Source organism: Tenacibaculum larymnensis (assembly GCF_028829235.1).
GTDB classification, from domain to species: Bacteria; Bacteroidota; Bacteroidia; order Flavobacteriales; family Flavobacteriaceae; genus Polaribacter; species Polaribacter larymnensis.
Genome location: NZ_JAIWJY010000007.1, coordinates 13938 through 31160 on the forward strand (window position 1 = coordinate 13938; position 17223 = coordinate 31160).

Annotated in this window: 14 protein-coding genes; 8 read left to right on the forward strand and 6 right to left on the reverse strand. The window is 28.9% G+C overall.

All coding sequences use genetic code 11. The annotated features are described in order from the left end of the window. The first annotated feature begins 39 nt into the window (after positions 1-39). The 4 genes from lepB (at position 40) to LCI24_RS11005 (ending at position 3615) form a co-directional block, all read left to right on the forward strand. The gene (gene lepB / locus LCI24_RS10990; RefSeq protein WP_274640406.1) at positions 40-1620 is read left to right on the forward strand and encodes a signal peptidase I; all 1581 of its coding nucleotides are present in this window, start codon (positions 40-42) and stop codon (positions 1618-1620) included. Continuing rightward, complete coding sequence (locus tag LCI24_RS10995) at positions 1620-2240, forward strand: WbqC family protein (RefSeq protein ID WP_274640407.1); 621 nt, start codon at positions 1620-1622, stop codon at positions 2238-2240. Before lepB ends, LCI24_RS10995 begins: the two co-directional genes overlap by 1 nt. Positions 2241-2277: 37 nt before the next feature. After that, a complete protein-coding gene (locus tag LCI24_RS11000) occupies positions 2278-2850 on the forward strand; it encodes a Crp/Fnr family transcriptional regulator (RefSeq protein ID WP_274640408.1) in 573 nt (190 codons plus the stop codon). A 186-nt stretch (positions 2851-3036) separates the two neighbouring features. Next, positions 3037-3615: a Crp/Fnr family transcriptional regulator gene (locus LCI24_RS11005; protein WP_274640409.1), complete on the forward strand. Its 579-nt coding sequence runs from the start codon at positions 3037-3039 to the stop codon at positions 3613-3615. A gap of 131 nt (positions 3616-3746) precedes the next feature. Here LCI24_RS11005 and LCI24_RS11010 read toward each other — a convergent pair whose 3' ends face one another. Genes LCI24_RS11010 through LCI24_RS11025 form a run of 4 tightly spaced genes read right to left on the reverse strand, consistent with a single transcriptional unit; the run spans position 3747 to position 8790 of the window. Continuing rightward, positions 3747-5252 carry a lipopolysaccharide biosynthesis protein gene (locus LCI24_RS11010; protein ID WP_274640410.1) on the reverse strand — a complete coding sequence of 502 codons (1506 nt, stop codon included), beginning with the start codon at positions 5250-5252 and terminating at the stop codon, positions 3747-3749. A 1-nt stretch (position 5253) separates the two neighbouring features. Then, positions 5254-6339 (reverse strand): non-hydrolyzing UDP-N-acetylglucosamine 2-epimerase, encoded by a 1086-nt coding sequence (wecB, locus tag LCI24_RS11015; RefSeq protein ID WP_274640411.1) that lies wholly within the window; start codon positions 6337-6339, stop codon positions 5254-5256. Beyond that, positions 6336-7616 (reverse strand): glycosyltransferase family 4 protein, encoded by a 1281-nt coding sequence (locus tag LCI24_RS11020; RefSeq protein WP_274640412.1) that lies wholly within the window; start codon positions 7614-7616, stop codon positions 6336-6338. Before LCI24_RS11020 ends, wecB begins: the two co-directional genes overlap by 4 nt. Position 7617: 1 nt before the next feature. Beyond that, positions 7618-8790 carry a glycosyltransferase family 4 protein gene (locus LCI24_RS11025; protein ID WP_274640413.1) on the reverse strand — a complete coding sequence of 391 codons (1173 nt, stop codon included), beginning with the start codon at positions 8788-8790 and terminating at the stop codon, positions 7618-7620. A 651-nt stretch (positions 8791-9441) separates the two neighbouring features. Here LCI24_RS11025 and LCI24_RS11030 point away from each other — a divergent pair. Beyond that, positions 9442-11163: a helix-turn-helix domain-containing protein gene (locus LCI24_RS11030; RefSeq protein ID WP_274640414.1), complete on the forward strand. Its 1722-nt coding sequence runs from the start codon at positions 9442-9444 to the stop codon at positions 11161-11163. On the opposite strand, the gene LCI24_RS11035 is transcribed toward LCI24_RS11030, so the two are convergent. Both LCI24_RS11035 and LCI24_RS11040 read right to left on the reverse strand, forming a co-directional pair. After that, positions 11160-13553 carry a YfhO family protein gene (locus tag LCI24_RS11035; RefSeq protein ID WP_274640415.1) on the reverse strand — a complete coding sequence of 798 codons (2394 nt, stop codon included), beginning with the start codon at positions 13551-13553 and terminating at the stop codon, positions 11160-11162. The genes LCI24_RS11030 and LCI24_RS11035 overlap by 4 nt on opposite strands. Before the next feature lie 2 nt (positions 13554-13555). Next, positions 13556-13837: a DUF4834 family protein gene (locus LCI24_RS11040; protein ID WP_274640416.1), complete on the reverse strand. Its 282-nt coding sequence runs from the start codon at positions 13835-13837 to the stop codon at positions 13556-13558. Between the two features lie 140 nt (positions 13838-13977). On the opposite strand from LCI24_RS11040, the gene LCI24_RS11045 reads away from it, so the two are divergent. The 3 genes from LCI24_RS11045 to LCI24_RS11055 are packed head-to-tail and all read left to right on the forward strand — an operon-like array spanning position 13978 to position 17168. Continuing rightward, positions 13978-15321 carry a transporter gene (locus LCI24_RS11045; RefSeq protein ID WP_274640417.1) on the forward strand — a complete coding sequence of 448 codons (1344 nt, stop codon included), beginning with the start codon at positions 13978-13980 and terminating at the stop codon, positions 15319-15321. Between the two features lie 18 nt (positions 15322-15339). Beyond that, positions 15340-16458, forward strand: coding sequence for a GTP cyclohydrolase (locus tag LCI24_RS11050; protein WP_274640418.1), 1119 nt, complete (start codon positions 15340-15342; stop codon positions 16456-16458). Next, positions 16458-17168 (forward strand): 16S rRNA (uracil(1498)-N(3))-methyltransferase, encoded by a 711-nt coding sequence (locus LCI24_RS11055; protein ID WP_274640419.1) that lies wholly within the window; start codon positions 16458-16460, stop codon positions 17166-17168. Before LCI24_RS11050 ends, LCI24_RS11055 begins: the two co-directional genes overlap by 1 nt. The last annotated feature ends 55 nt before the right edge of the window (positions 17169-17223 follow it).

A 17223-nucleotide genomic window follows, 5' to 3' on the forward strand; every position in this document is an offset into this window, starting at 1 on the left:
GAATTTATTCCTTGTAAGGAAATACAAAATATATAGATTATGACATTTACTGAATGGTTTTTATTCTTCTTACTTATACAAGTTATTCATTTTTTAGGTACTTGGAAACTATATACTAGAGCTGGTAAAAAAGCTTGGGAAGCAGCTGTGCCTGTATATAATGCCATAGTACTAATGCAAATAATAAATCGCCCAAAATGGTGGGTAGTTTTATTGTTTATTCCTATCGTTAACCTATTAATGTTTCCTATTATTTGGATTGAAACATGTAGAAGTTTTGGCTTTAATAAAAGACCTGACACCATCTTAGCAATTCTAACTTTAGGGTTATATATCTATTATATCAACTACTTTACAAATGCAGGGCATATAGAAAACAGAAGTTTAAAACCTAGATCTCCTTTAGGTGAATGGGTAAGTTCTATTGCTTTTGCTATTATTGCTGCTACTTTAGTGCATACTTATTTTATGCAGCCTTACACCATCCCTACATCATCATTAGAAAAAACCTTATTGGTTGGTGATTACTTGTTTGTAAGTAAATTTCATTATGGTGCACGTGTTCCTATGACTACAATCGCAGCACCAATGGCACATGATACAATTCCTGGATTAGGTGTAAAATCATTTTTATCTGATGATAAAAATAAAGATGGTTTACTAAATAAACTGTCATTACCTTACATGCGTATTCCTGGTTTTCAAAAAATTAAACGTAACGATATAGTTGTTTTTAGCTGGCCTTCAGATTCCTTAGCTACAATGTGGGGTGACAATTCTGGAAAATTCACTTATAAACCTATTGACAAACGTACTAACTATGTAAAACGTGCTGTAGGTACTCCTGGTGATAGCTTAGAAGTGCGTGATGGTTATGTGTTTATTAATGGAGAAAAAACGGTATTACCTGATAGAGCAAAGCCACAATGGTTACATATTGTGGACACTAACGGTGAAAAATTTAGTGAAGGTTCTGTAAAGAGATACAACATCAGAGAATGGGGAATGCAAGGAGATAAATATGTATTGAATTTAACTGATGAAGAAGCTGCTTTAATAGCTAAAAACCCTATTGTAAAAAACATTGAAAAGCACATAACTCCAAAAGGAACTTATGATAAATCTATATTCCCTCACGATCCAAGATATGCATGGTCAACCGATAATTTTGGGCCTATATATATCCCTAAAAAAGGAGCTACGGTAGAACTAAACTCTAAAACCATACCTTTTTATGAGCAAATTATTCGTAGGTATGAGAATAACAACTTAACAATTTTTGGAGACGACATTTACATTAATGGTAAGAAGGCAAAAGAATATACTTTTAAGCAAGATTACTACTGGATGATGGGAGACAATCGTCAACGCTCATTAGACGCTAGAAATTGGGGATACGTACCTTTTGACCACGTAGTTGGTAAACCTGTAATGATTTGGTTAAGTTGGGATGCTAACGCACCTAATTTTATCGCTAAATTAAACTCTATTCGTTGGGATAGAATGTTTACTACTGTTGGAGGTAGTGGTAAGCCTGTTTCTTATCTTTGGTTAGTTTTATTATTAATTGGAGGTTATACTGTATATAGTTTTAGAAAAAGTAAAAAGAAGAAAGCGTAATGTCACTTTTTATCCCTACTTACTTTGCTCCTATTTCACAGTATGCTGCAATCTATAAATCAGACGTAATAACTTTTGAAGTAGAAGACAATTATCAAAAGCAAACCTACCGTAATCGCTGTTATATTTATGGAGCTAACGGTAAACTTGCCTTAAATATCCCTGTTAAACACAAAACAAAAGACGGTAGAAAAAAGACAAAAGACACGTTAGTGGAAAATGATTTTCCTTGGCAGCAACAACATTTTAAGTCGTTACAATCTGCCTATCGCTCTTCTCCTTTTTTCGAATTTTTTGAAGATGATTTACACACTATTTTCAGCAAAAAATACACCTTTTTACAAGACCTAAATATTGATACTCATTTATTTGTTGCAGATGCCCTACAAATTGATCAACAATTTAGTAAAACAACTAGTTACGAATTAAGCCCTGAAAATACTGATTTCAGGTCTTTAGCAATTGCTAAAAAAGGAGTTGAAATAGAAATGGATTCCTATGTTCAAATGTTTGATGAAAAATATGGATTCATACCTAATTTATCTATTTTAGATCTCCTTTTCATGGAAGGCTCTAATACTATTAGCTTTTTAGAAAAAATTAATGTAGATTTGGAATAACCCCTTCTAGTTATTTCATCCTTTCATTATTTTACTTATGGAGTTTTTTAGAGAGTTTTCGCAAAATTTTCATCCTTTATCTGAAGCTGCTTTAAATAAAATATTTGCTATTTTATCTATAAAGAAGTTTCCTAAAAATTATGAGCTAGTCTCTTTAGGTCAGATGCCCACAAATGTATATATCTTAAAAGAAGGAATTATAAGGTCATATAACGTAGACTCCAAAGGAAAAGAACACACAAAAACTCTTTACACTCCCATAATTACATCAGGTAATTTGGGTGCTTTAATTAAAAACGAGCCTTCTGAATTAATTTATGAATGCTTAACTGACTGTGAAGTTTTAGAATGTAATTATCAAGATTTTTATAGTCTTTCTTTACAATATCATGAGATTTCTATTTTTCACTACAAAATACTACAAAACATATATATTAGGGAAGAATCCAAAATTTTAGAGTTACAGATGTTGGATGCTACTCAGAGGTACAAAAAACTCCAAGAAAACTATCCAAACATTGATAATCTCATTAATCAATACCATATAGCTTCTTACCTCAATATTACACCAGTTCAACTTAGTAGAATTAGATCTAGTTTTATTTATTAACATATGTTAATGGTTATACTATAAAACTGTTCTAAATTTGTTTTTGTAATTAACAAGTTACATACTCCTTATCATATTCAGACCTAATTTCCCCTTAAAGTTAGGTCTGTATTTTTACTTCAATAACTAAAAGTTTTTTATTAATTTAGTAATTTACCCTCACTATTATCATATAACTTGTTAATTATGAATGATGATATAAAAAACTTTATTCATCTCTACATTGACTTGCCCGATGATTTAGTTTCACTTTTTCAAGGCATAGTTACGTATACAGAGTTAAAACCCAAAGAAATCCTCACGAAAGAAGGAGAATACTCAAATGATTTTTTTATAATCAAAACAGGAATTATGCGGTCTTATTTATTGAATGAAAAAGGAACAGAAACCACTAGGGCTTTTTTTATTTCTGGTGATATTTCTGGGGCAAACTCTGCAATGATGCAAAAAATCCCCTCGGAAGTTAACTATCAAGCCTTAACAAACGTAAAAGGTTATAAGGGAGATTTTAATAAGCTTATAAAGCTAACATTAAAACATAAAGAGTTTAGTTTGTTCTACATAAAAGCACTAGAAAATGCATATTTAATAGCTGAAGAATTACTTTTGAATATTTCTACACTTACTTCAACAGAAAGATATATAGCTTTAAAAAAAAGAATACCAAATATTGATAAACTAATTACACAACGACACATTGCTTCATATTTAAACATTTCTCCTGTACAACTCAGTAGAATCAAGAAAAAACTAAAAAATCAATAATTTTTTAACATAAATTAAGAGGCTGTTTACTTATTTTATATATATTTGTCAGCGAAACATTTCCCCCTTTTTAATGTTTCATTCCCCCTTATTATTAAGAAAAGACTTGTTCCCTTTGTGTGCAGGTCTTTTTATTTTATATACCTTTTTGCTAAATTATTTATCTGTTCTGAAATAGATAACTTTACTACTACAAAAACATAAACTGCAATAATTAGTATACTTTTTAAAATAATGTTTATTATGGGGTGAATTGGAAAGTCTGAAAAGTAAAACTCAGGTACTGAGAAGTTCCAAAAATTAAATCCTAAAAATATTATTAAGACAATAAGAATCATTAAAAATGTTTTATTAGTAAAAGGCGTCATATTAAACTTTTCTTTTACAAACCATAGTTTAAATGTATTAAATATTAAAACTGTAATAAGCGTTGCTAGTGCTAACCCTTTCGTTCCCATTTCTAAATCATTAAAAAAGTAAATATTTAAAAAATATACAGAAAAGGCCATTCCTAAACCTACAGGTAAAGTAATACGATAAAATTTAGAATTGCTTATAATAGCACCATTACTACCTAATGACATTAAAAATAACTTTGCAGACGAGATTAATAATACTACTAGTACTCCTTCTTTTCCATAATTTTTATTCGGCATCAGCCTGAATAATTCCTCCACATTACAATTCACTAGGACAAAAAACAGTCCACCAATCAACAATAAGTTAATAGAACTTTTTTTGTATAAATTCTCTGTTTCTTTAGGATTATTTTCATTAAGTGCCTTAGAGGTTAATGGCTGTAAAATTTGTCCCATAGCTCTGCTTGGGGCTTCTATAAACGATCCTATAAACACAGCTACTGTATAATATGCAGCTGTAGCAAGACCTTCTTTGCCTGGTATCATTACTTTATCTATATCTAAAATAATAGCCCCAGCACTACCTGCTAAAATAATATAAAAAGTATATCTCAATACTTCTTTAAAGTTACTTGGTAAACTAAATGTAAATTTTGGTGTATACAAACGAAAAGCGTATGTCATCATTAGCAAAACTCTAAATATATATGCTACCGACATATAAATTAAAAACTCTTCTTTAGTTATTACATTAAAGTACACAGCTAAAAGTAAAACCATTACTGCCACTCTATTGTATAATTCTTTTAAAAGATTTCCAAAAACTGACTGCATTTGTACCCTTGCCCAAGAGTAAAACACTTCAAAATAAGCACATGCAACAGCTATTATATAAATATAGATTGTGTAGTCTTCAATTATTAAATTCTCATTAGCTCCACTTTCTACTACATAACTCATAATCCAATCATGAAAGAAATTCCAAAAATACCCTATTGGAATTGCTATGAATAATGGTAAAAAAATTATGGTGCTTAAAAACTTATCTTTTTCTACCTTCGATGTATACCCTGAAAAAAACTTTATTATAGTAAAATGAACTCCGAAAGCTGTTATAGGCATTATTAAATTTGAAGCAGAAAACACATAGGTTGCTAACCCGTAATACTCATCACCTAAAAATCGTGTATATAATACTAGGGTATTAATACCTCCAATTAAAAATCCTAAATAAATTATTAAGGTGTTTCTGAATGATTGTTTAAATACAATTCCCAATTTATTCTTTTATTAACTTTAGTATTGATTGATATATTTTTTCTCCTACATTCTCTCCATACAACTGCTCTTTAAAATCTTTTGTTGTCGCTAAAAACTGTTGGAAATAATTTTCTATTTTTTTTGCACTAGCTCCAGTTATAGCTGCATAACCGTTATCTACTAATTCTTTCCACTCTGTTTCATCCCTTATTATTATACAAAACTTCTTATTAAAAAAAGCCTCTTTTTGTAATCCTCCACTATCAGTAATAACCAAGCTACAGTTTTTTAACAACTCTAACATTGAAAAATAACCTACAGGTTCTATAAAAGTAACGTTTGGTTGCAATTGGTATTTCTCTAACATCTTTTTTGTTCTCGGATGCAAAGGAAATATCACTTCTTTTGTTTTATGAATCTCTTCTAGAGCAGAGAAAATATTAGTTAGCTTACCTTCACTATCTGTATTTTCTTGACGGTGGATTGTTGCTAACACAAACTCTTTTTTCTTTAAACCTAAGTCTTTAATAATAGTTGACTTCTCTTCGGAAACTTGACTATAAAACTCTACAGCATCTTTCATTATATCACCGTGCTTCTCTATCAAAATATCAAAACTATCAAAGCCTTCATTTCTTAAATTTGACACAGCAATATCTGTTGGGCAACTTAGTAAATTCCCTATTCTATCAGTTAAAATACGGTTAATTTCTTCAGGCATTAGCATATTAAATGAACGTAATCCTGCTTCAATATGCACTACTTTGATATGAAGTTTTTTTGCTGCTAAAGCTCCAGCTAAAGTTGAATTAGTATCTCCGTATACAACAACTACATTAGGCTTTTCCGTTAGTAAAATTTCTTCAATTTTTTCTAGCATTTGCCCCGTCATTGCCCCATGATTCAGTCCATTAATATTCAAGTTATACTTAGGCGTAGGAATTTGCATTTCATCAAAAAAAACAGCGCTCATGTTTGCATCAAAATGTTGTCCTGTATGCACTATTACTTCTTCAACTTCATTGTGTTTTTGAACCACTCTACTTAACACGGCTCCCTTTATAAATTGCGGACGTGCACCTAATATAGTTACTATTTTTTTCAAGAATTAACGACTTGTTTTAATATGATAGATAATTTTTCAGTTAGCTTTTTTCGATGATATTGCTCTATGTTTTCAGAATTAACTTCTAAAGTTCCTTTCTTATATTCATTATAGAAAAGTTTAATTTCTTTTTTCATTTTTACTACATCATCAAAATCAACAATAGTCCCTGAGTTAGTTTTAGCCAATATTTTTGCTAAATCACCATCTTCTGGACCTACTGCTAAGATAGGACGTTTTGCTTGCAAATATTCAAAAATTTTACCTGTTATAATCCCTTTAGCACTTGGCACTTTATTTACTGCTAACAATAAGACCTGTGATTTTCTTTGGTGTTGCTGTACTTCTTGGTGAGGAACATAAGCAATTTTTGTAATATTTTTAAACTGATATCGTTCTAAAGTTTTTTCAACTTCTTTAGCTACTTTTCCTATAAGTTTAATTTCTAAGTCTTCTGTAAATTCATTATTTTCTACACATAACTCTGATAAAGCTTTCCACAAAACCTTAGGGTTTCTATCTGCATTCATCAAGCCTATATGTGTTATTGAAAATTTTTTATCAAGAACAACATTTTCTTTATCATTCAATTCAGAATCAAACCCATTGGTTATAACGTGAATGTTTTTGGAAAATTTTTGATAATTCATTTTCATTGTTTCCCCCACTACCAAACTTGCATCAGCATATTTTAGGACTTCCTCCTCTAGCTTATAATGTTTTATTTTAGATTTTTCAGTTAGAGGTAATTGATGAAAATAATCAATATCTGTCCAGGGGTCTCTAAAATCTGCAATCCATTTTACTCCTAACTCTTTTTTTAATTGCAACCCAATTAAATGTAAACTATGAGGTGGTCCAGTAGTTATGATAGCATCAATATTATTCTCTTTTAAATATTTTTTTAGCTTTTTTACTGAAGGTTTTACCCAAAATTTTCGTGCATCAGGAATAAAATAGTTAGCACGAATATACTGCATAACCTTCCCTACAAAACTTGGGTTAGGATCTAGAAATCCTGCACTTGTTTTTGTTTCTTTTTTCTTAAAAACAGATAATAAATCATTAGGTTCCCATATCGGTGTTTTAAATACTTCTAAATTCTTAGGAACATCTTTTTTTAGTGATTCATCTATAATCGGGTATGTTGCCCCGTCAACAGTAAAAACTACTGGCTCAATATTAAAATTTCTTAAATATTTTACAAACTTCAACCATCGTTGTACACCAGAACCTCCAGAAGGCACCCAATAATATGTAATTATTAATACTTTCAAATTATAAACTGTTGTACAAGTTTATTAATTCTTTAGAAGTTTTATCCCATGTGAATTCATTTCTAACAAAAGTTTCACCATTCTTCCCTAGTCTTTCTCTTAATTGTTCTTCTTTGTACAGTGTTAAAACTTTCTTTGTAAAATCAGCTACATTTTTTTCTTCGTGCACAAATCCAGCCTCTACTCTTTTAATTAAATTTTTCTGTGCTATTGCATTACTCACCAATAAAGGTTTTCCTAGGCTCATATATTGAAATAATTTATTAGCATATGCTACATCATGTTGAATATTTCTATGTAAGGGTGAAATACATATATCACTTATCTTAATATATGATGGAAATAGTGATACATCTTTCCAACCTTCAAAATCAACATTTTCTTCTAATTTCAATTCTTTTACTTTTGCTTTTAAAATAGTATCTGTTGTATTTTTTCCTACTATAACTAATTTCAGATTTGTTATTTCTTTTCTAATTTCTTTAACAGCTTCTATAGCTGTTAGCAACCCTCTCCTAGTATGCGTATCTCCTAAATATAAAATCACAAACTTATTTTCATACTTTTTCTTAATTCTTTCATTAGCTGTATATTTTTCATAAAATGTTCTCCTTATAGTATTAGGTACCAGGACTATTTTATCTTCAGGTAACTTTATTCTTTCTTTTAACTCATTTACAAACTCTTGAGAAACTGTAATCACTTTATCTGATTGTTTTACAAATTCCTCTTCTTTTTTCTTCCATCTTTTTAGAGAGATAATATATTTACCAGGAAATTTTTGCATATGAGGATAAAACTTCATTACTTCTGGCATGTTATCATGTAAGTCTAAAATAATTGGTAATTTATATTTTTTATTTGCTTTAAAAACAGCTTCAGCAATTCTAATATCATGAACATGCACAGCTTCAATAGTATTATGAGACAAAAAACTTGCTATTTTTTTTTTCATTATTAAAGAATAAAAAGGAACTGTGTAAGCTAATGCAGATAATTTATATTCTAACTTATTTGATTTATATCTCTTTACACTTATTCCATTAATAAGTTCTTCTAAAAGTTCATTATCATAAGTTAAACAGAATAAAAAAACTTCATGACCCGATTTTATTAGCTCTATCGCTTCATTCTCTACACGAGGATCAGGCGGGAAAGTTTTATCTAAAATCATTCCTATCCTCATCTCTTATTCTTATTTGTATAATCAATATAATACTTTGTTTTTTTAGTATATATCCAATTATTAATTACTTTTTTATTTATCATCATCTCTAGAATTATCTTCTGGCGAATAATTTTATTGTTTGTTCCTATTTATAACAACTTAAATATTTCAGTATATATACTTTAAATTTTAAAAAATATTATTATTGTTACTTGTTATTTTTATTATTGGTTAATACCAAATCCAAATATTCAAATTAATAATAAACGCCCTTAAGTTATAAATTAAAAAGTATAAAATATTTTAAGTTAAATCATAACTTCAATAGAAGTAAATTAATAAAATGTTGCTTCCAACAAATGTATTATTATTTTATCATTTGAAGTAACAAGAATAAAAATAGGTTTGTATAGAACCTATATTAAAACAAAAAAGCGAAGAAATAATTTCCTCGCTTTTAACTTTCTAATTTTCCATAGCAATCCGTACTTAATTACTAGTACATTTTACTTACAGCAAACATACCATTGTTCTCCTCATTAAAAAAGTATTATATGTCGTATTTTATAAAAAGCATAAACAAAAATGTTATATTTGGCTACTGAAAATTGCTTTTTGTAAAAAGCATATGTTTCCTTTTTTGACTTTACTATAACAATGACCAAATATTTACTTACCATATTTATTACTCTTTTTTTTTCAAATAAAATTGTTTCACAAACAAAATATTTAGACTCTATTCATAGAAATAAAGTTTATTACTTTAAAAACTTAAATAATGATAGTTTATTCTATTATTCTAAAAAGCTACAGCAATCTAATAATAAACTATCAAAAGTAATAGGCCTTTCTGCAGAAGCCTATATATACCATAGACAAAAAAAATACAAAAAGGCAGAAGAAGCTGCATTAAAACTAATAGAGAAAACTAACTATTACTTAAACAATTCTACAAATGAAAAGCAAGTTTTTCTTGAAGCCAAAGTATCTGGTTTAAATAGGCTCTTTTGGATTAAAAAAAATCAAGAAGATTATACTCAAGCATATGAGTATTTAATCCAAATGCAAAAAACAAATGAACAACATCCTAATAAGAAACATAATAAATATTTAAGATATAAAATAAACATTAAGGCCTCAAAAGCTATTATAAAACAAGCTTTAAAAATGGATATTGAGGCGAAAAAAATTTTATTAAGTGCTTATAAAGATAGTAATTCAGGTCTATTAAAAAAACTTAATGACAATACTTTTTTTTTACAACAAAAAGCTGACATCCTAAACTCTTTAGGAAACACATACATTTCAATCAATAGAAATAACTCCTTAAAAAGAAATTACAATAGACATAATAACTCTTACCTTGATTCTGCTTCGTATTATTATGACAAAGCTTTTGAAATAACGAAACTTTTTAATCCTCCTCATGAAGATTCCGAGATTATTTATAATTTTAGAAAAACTGAAGTTTTTATGGCTAGAAAAGAATTTTCCAAAGCCATTGATTTAATTAACAATTATAAAAATATAAGTAACGGATACCCATATTTTCATAGAGAATATTTTCAAAAAGCTATCTGCTTTCACAACTTAAAAAAACCTGATTCTGCGATTTATTATTCAAACAAACTCTTAAAGAATCATAAAAAATGTGAAACAAGTAAACTTATTACCATTTACGATATACTTTCAAAGGAATATAACAACTTAAATAAATTAGATAGCGCTTATAAATATTCTAAACTTACTTTAGATCAGTATAACCTCGCAAAAAACACTAAGGATAAAACTTTTAATTTATTTTACAATAATAACTTTGAACAAGCTCAACAACTCAACAAAACTATAGAAAAAAGAGAAGCTAAAAAGCAACGAAATCTTATCATTTCTTTTATAGTATTACTATTAACTTTTATTATTATCACCTTTTATCTTTTAAATAAAGAGAAAGAAAAGAAAAAAGAGCTTATTTTAATAATGAATAAAAATAAGCCTACAGAAACTGAAAGAAAAGAGTACAATATAGACGAAGCTTTAGAAAATAAAATTCTCCACGAATTTAAAAACGTAACTGAAAGTTTAGACTTTTTAAAACCTGATTTTTCAATTAATTACATTGCTGAAAAACTAGACACTAACACTACATATATTTCATTTGTTTTTAATAAACATCATGATGAATCTTTTAAACAATACTGTACTAAGCTTAAAATTAACTATGTGGTAGAAAAGTTAAAGACAGACAAAAACTTTAGAAAATATTCTATACAAGCCATAGCTGAAGAAATAGGCTATACCAATGCATCTGCTTTTACAAGAGCATTTAAAAAACACATTGGTATAACTCCTTCTGCTTTTTTAAAAAATATTGAGAATTAGTTCTTCTTTCTTTTTATTACAAACCAACCAATAGGTATTATCAGTAATAAAGCATAACAGAATAAAGACAATAAACTTCCTGTTTTTATTACTCTAGGCTCATATTTAAAAGTTATAGTATGTTTTCCTTTAGGAACCTCCATTCCTCTTAAAACATAGTTTATTCTATAGTATGGTACACTTTTTCCATCAAAAAAAGCATTCCATCCATCTTTATAATAAATTTCCGAAAATACAGCAAATTGATTTGAATTTGTATTTGACTCATACACCAATTCAGTAAGGTCTTTCTTTACTAAAGAAATAGTAGCTGTTGAATCTTTTTGAAATGTATCAACTTCTACTTTAAACTCCTTTGAGTTAATAACCGCTTCTGATTTAGTATTCAAACTATCTAATGCTATAATTTCTTCATTAGCTGAATTAACCTCTTTTAAAGAGTTTACAAACCATGCGTTTCCGTTCGCTTTAGGGTTTTCTTGAAATTGTTCATCACTGATAATAAAGTACTTGGTATTTAACATATTTAGTACTTCCATATTATTTTTAGCTATTTGATAATCAAACAACTCTTGATAACGTTTCATTTTTGCAGCATGGTACCCTCCTATCGAATTATGGAAATATGAAGTTCTACCATCTTGCATAGGACTTACACTAAAATTAACAACTCTGTAATATCCTTTATCTTTTAAAATTTCTGTATCAGCTTTTGTTGCTGTAAATGGTTTTTGTACTCTTCTTGCTGATGTAAAATCTTCTTTATTAACATAATTAGCATCTATTGATACTAAATCAAAAATTATGAGTCCTCCCAATACAATTAACACAGACACTTGCTTCAGTTTTCCTTTTAAATAAAACCATAACATTCCTGAAACAGCTAAAACTAATAATAGAGAACGTAAACTATCGTTAAATAACATTGATTTTCTATCTGCTATTAAAGCATCAATTAATTCTGGAAGTTGTTGATATTGTGCATCACGTAATCCTTCAAAAGCAAACAAACTAGACCCAAACAGTAAGAATAGTAAAGAAATACCTCCTACAATATAAAAAGCTTTCTTTACTGCATCTCCTTTTTCTTCGGAAGAATTCTCAGAAGAGAAAAATTCTTTCAATGCTAGAACTCCTAACAACGGAACACATAATTCTGCAATTACTTGAATAGACGAAACTGCTCTAAACTTATTATACAAAGGAACATAGTCGATAAAAAAGTTCGTTATTATAGAGAAGTTTTTACCCCAACTTAATACAATGGAAAAAATAGTAGCTGCAACCAACCAATATTTTAGTCGTCCTTTTACTAAGAAAATTCCTAAAAAGAATAAGAAAAAAACAATTACACCAATATAAGCTGGTGCTTCAACAATAGGCTGTTTTCCCCAATAAGTTAAAACTTGACTGGAATAATCTTTTGCTACACTTCTACCTGCATTTTGTTCTAAAACTTGATAAAAATTAGAGCTCTCACCTAACTCTTCAACTGTTCCTCCACCCATAAAGCGAGGAATCATTAAATTAAATGTTTCAGCAATACCATAACTATACTCTGTTATGTACTCCTTATCTAATCCAGAAGATTTTTCTTTAGGCATCCCATCAGGAGTAATTGTTAATTCCGATTTACCTCGTGTACTATAATCAGCATATTCTTTCATAGCTAACAACCTAGTAGAATTGGCTCCAATACCGATTAACATTGCTGCGACCAAAATAGCTGCTTGTTTAAAAAATATAGGTAGCGTTTTAGCTTTGAAAGCTTCTACAAACTCTACAATAGCTAAAATCAACAAACAAAACCCTAAATAATAAGTCATCTGCGGATGATTTGAATAAATTTCTAAAGCCATTGCCAAAGCCGTTAGAATAAATCCGAGTAAATATCGTTTTCTAAAAATATAAATTACTCCTGCAATCACCATTGGCATGTAGCCTATAGCATGCGCTTTCGCATTGTGTCCTGCTCCAAAAATAATTATCAGATAGGTAGAAAACCCAAAGGACAAGCTACCTAAAACAGCTAGCTTCCAATCTACCTTTAAAGCTGTTAACAGCAAGAAAAAACTTAAAAAATATAAGAAAAGGTAATCTGCTGGTCTAGGTAAAAAACGAATTGCTTTATCTATATAACGCACAAAATCATTAGGATAATAAGCACTTACTTGATACGCAGGCATTCCGCTAAAAGCATTATCTAACCAATAAGGTTCTTCTCCTCTTTCTGCTCTATATTCTTTTACATCTTTTGACATTCCTATAAACTGGGTAATGTCACTTTGTTTAATTTGTTTTCCGTTTAAAACCGGATTAAAATACAATACGGATGCTATTGCAAAAACAATAATTGCTATTGCAAACGGTAAAAATTTCTTTAAGTTCATGGTTAGTCTATTTCTTCATAGTCAACGTACTCGCCAACAGAATTATTACTTTCTTTTGAATTATTTGGCTTTTTATCAATAACAGTTTTTCCAACTTCAACATCAGATGCTTGTTGTTGGTTTCTATACTGTTGCTCAGCTTTCTTTTGTACTTTGTCTACTGCTTTTTTTATTAAGTATGGTCCAAAAAGTTTTGCTAAAAACTTAATAGCATAATAAACTAACAGAATAATTAATATGGTTTTTAAAAAATTCACAGGTCCAGCTTCATTTAAATATGTCATCTTTTTTCTTAAAATAAAAAAATCAATCAAAAATAACAATTTGAAGCAAAAGGAAGCGTTAAGAGTTTACAAAACTTATATTATATAGGTAATTGTATTTTTACGTATGTTTGTACAACCTGAAAATTTGGATTTATTATATGATTAAGAAACTTCTTATCCTTTTTGTTTTTTGCTCAATTTTAACTGCTAACGCGCAATATACACCTGTTATAAATTCAAATAGGCCAGGTTTTTCTGAAAGCCCTTATAGTGTTGGCTCGGGAGTTTATCAGTTTGAAACAAGTGTTTTTTATAGAAAAATGAATGCTACACCTACCTTTAGTAACCCTGAAGCACTAGGTTTAAATTTATTTTTTAGAACTAGTTTTATTTCTGAAAAGTTAGAACTTAATTTTAATACTTCTTTACAAAGAGATAAAATTGCTTTGAAAAATATTTTTGAATCATCTTATAATAAAACTGGATTGAGTCAATTTAGCTTAGGTGCAAAATATATGATTTATGCTCCTAAATATGATGATAAAAGCAAAGAAATAAGAAGTTGGAAAAAAAGACATTCTTTCGACTGGAAAAGGTGGATACCACATATTGGTGTTTCTGCAGGAATAAATATTGGAAGCTTTTTAACCGATTACCATGAAAGAGGTGGGTTTAGTCCTAAAGTTGGTATTTTATTACAAAATGAGTTTTCTGACAAACTAAATGTTATTACCAACCTTCATTATGATTATATTGGTACTGATTTTTCTCAATTTTCTTATATAGTAACAGGTACTTATAACTTTGATGATTATTGGTCTGGTTTTGCTGAAATACAAGGTATATTTGAAGAATACGAGAAAAAAACTAACATAGGAGCTGGAGCTGCCTATCTTTTTAGTGAAAACTTACAGTTTAATGCTTCACTAAGAGCTAATTTACAACAAGATGAAATTGGAATTTATAGTTCTTTAGGAGTATCATACAGGCTTAATAGGCATAAAGACGATTTTGTTGAAATAGATGAATTCGGAAACAAAATTGAAAAGGAAAAGCCTGTTAAATATGACGAGGATAGAAACTTCTTTGGTCGTATGTTTAGTAAAGTAGGTAAATTATTTTCTAAAAAAGACAAACGAAAAGTAGATTTAGATACCGACTCTAATAATGGAGAGCTTTTAAATGAAAAACCTAAGAGAGAACGTCAAGGATCTTTAGTTGATGTGATTGTTAAAGAAGACAAAAAACAAAAGAAAAAGACTGCTAAAGAAGAAAGAAAAGCCGCTAAAAAAGCTAAAAAGAAAGCAGAAAAAGAGGCTAAACGCAAAGAAAAAGAACGTTTAAAGCTTGAAAAACAAATTAAAAAAGAAGAGGAAAAAGAAGCGAAACGTAAAGAAAAAGAACGTTTAAAACTTGAAAAGGAGATTAAAAAGCTAGAAGAAGAAATAAAAAAAGAAGAACAAGAAGAGAAAGAGAAGGAAAAAGAAAAGGAGGATAATTAAAAGCCTTAAATTTGTAAAATGATTCAAATTAAAGAAATAACTACCAAAAAGGGAATGAAACAATTTGTTAAATTTCCTTTTTCTCTTTATAAAGACAATAAGTATTGGGTTCCTCCTATTATTAAGGACGAAATTGAAAGTTTTGACAAAAATAAAAACCCTGTTTTTGAATATGCAAACGCTCACTTTTTTTTAGCCTTAAAAAACAATAAAACAGTTGGTAGAGTTGTAGCAATCATCAATTCTTACGAAATAGAAAAACAGTACATAAAAAAGATACGCTTTGGTTGGTTTGATGTTATTGATGACATAGAAGTATCTAAAGCCTTGTTAAATAAAGTTGCGGAAATAGGTCGTGAAAACAACCTAGAGTATATGGAAGGCCCTGTTGGTTTTAATAATTTGGATAAAACAGGGGTTCTTATTGAAGGTTTTGATTATATCGGCACTATGATTACTTGGTACAATCATCCATACTATGCTAAACATTTAGAGCAATTAGGCTTTACAAAAGAAAAAGAATACATTGAAAGTATATTCTCTTTCAGTAATGTTGATATTAAAAAATATAGAAAAGCAAGCAATATAATTCAAAGAAGGTATAACTTAACTCCTTTGAATTTTACTTCAACCGATAAAATAATGCCTTATGTAGATGAGATGTTTGATTTGTTTAGTAAAACCTATTCAAAACTATCTACATATGTACCTATTTCAGATGCTCAAATAGCTTACTTTAAAAAGAAATACATAAGCTTTATAAACCCTGAGTATATAAAATTTGTTGTCGATGAAAATCATAAATTAGTAGCCTTTGCTATTGTAATGCCTTCTTTTTCTGAAGCCTTACAAAAAGCAAAAGGAAAACTTTTTCCTTTTGGAATTTTCCACTTACTTAATGCCAGGAAAAACTCAAAAGATGTTACATTTTATCTAATAGGTGTTGACCCCGAATACCAAAACAAAGGAGTTACTGCTATTGTTTTTGAGCAATTTCATCCTATATTTTTAGCTAGAGGGATTCAAAACTGTATTAGAACACCAGAACTTGAAGAAAACCAAGCAATTCATCAAATCTGGAAAGATTTTAACCCTAAAATTCATAAAAGAAGAAGAACATACAAACTCGATTTATAATGCAACTCTTTTATAATTCAGATTTATTAACTACTTCAAAAGAAATTACTTTCAATAAAGATGAAAGTCGTCATATCATTCGTGTATTGCGAAAAAAAGAAGGAGATATATTACACATTACTAACGGTAAAGGAATCCTTTTTTTTGCCGAAATAATTATTGGAAGCGATAAAAAGTGTATTGCTAAAATCATTAAATATGAAGAAAAACCCTGTACTAGAGATTATTATTTACATGTAGTTATAGCTCCTACAAAAAATAATGATCGTTTAGAATGGTTTTTAGAAAAGGCTACAGAAATAGGTATTGATGAAATTACCCCTATTATTTGTAAAAACTCAGAAAGAAAAGTTGTAAAAATTGATCGTTTAGAGAGGATTATACAATCTGCTATGAAACAATCATTACAGTTTACGCTACCTAAGCTTAACCCTCCTGTAAATTTTTCTGACTTTATAAAAAATGATTTTTCAGAAGAAACTTTCATTGCACACTGTGAAGAAAGTATTGAAAAAAAGTTTTTAAAAAACATTGCTTCTCCTAAATCAAAATACACAATTCTTATAGGTCCAGAAGGAGATTTTTCTCATGAAGAAATCCAACAGTCTTTAAATAAAAAATTCACTCCTATTTCTTTAGGAGATAATAGACTTAGAACAGAAACAGCTGGTTTAAATGTAGTACAGAGTATAGCCTATTTACACCAGTAATTCATTTTTTGTATATTTAGCTACTCTTAAAGGTTTTTTATTTTGACTACAGCAG

Excerpts from the sequence above, each read along its gene's own strand:
- LCI24_RS11055 (WP_274640419.1), top strand. The coding sequence starts at position 16,458 with ATGCAACTCTTTTATAATTCAGATTTATTAACTACTTCAAAAGAAATT.
- LCI24_RS11005 (WP_274640409.1), top strand. The coding sequence starts at position 3,037 with ATGAATGATGATATAAAAAACTTTATTCATCTCTACATTGACTTGCCC.
- LCI24_RS11040 (WP_274640416.1), bottom strand. The coding sequence starts at position 13,837 with ATGACATATTTAAATGAAGCTGGACCTGTGAATTTTTTAAAAACCATA.
- LCI24_RS11030 (WP_274640414.1), top strand. The coding sequence starts at position 9,442 with ATGACCAAATATTTACTTACCATATTTATTACTCTTTTTTTTTCAAAT.
- LCI24_RS11050 (WP_274640418.1), top strand. The coding sequence starts at position 15,340 with ATGATTCAAATTAAAGAAATAACTACCAAAAAGGGAATGAAACAATTT.
- lepB (WP_274640406.1), top strand. The coding sequence starts at position 40 with ATGACATTTACTGAATGGTTTTTATTCTTCTTACTTATACAAGTTATT.
- LCI24_RS11025 (WP_274640413.1), bottom strand. The coding sequence starts at position 8,790 with ATGATTTTAGATAAAACTTTCCCGCCTGATCCTCGTGTAGAGAATGAA.
- LCI24_RS11000 (WP_274640408.1), top strand. The coding sequence starts at position 2,278 with ATGGAGTTTTTTAGAGAGTTTTCGCAAAATTTTCATCCTTTATCTGAA.
- LCI24_RS11035 (WP_274640415.1), bottom strand. The coding sequence starts at position 13,553 with ATGAACTTAAAGAAATTTTTACCGTTTGCAATAGCAATTATTGTTTTT.
- LCI24_RS10995 (WP_274640407.1), top strand. The coding sequence starts at position 1,620 with ATGTCACTTTTTATCCCTACTTACTTTGCTCCTATTTCACAGTATGCT.
- LCI24_RS11045 (WP_274640417.1), top strand. The coding sequence starts at position 13,978 with ATGATTAAGAAACTTCTTATCCTTTTTGTTTTTTGCTCAATTTTAACT.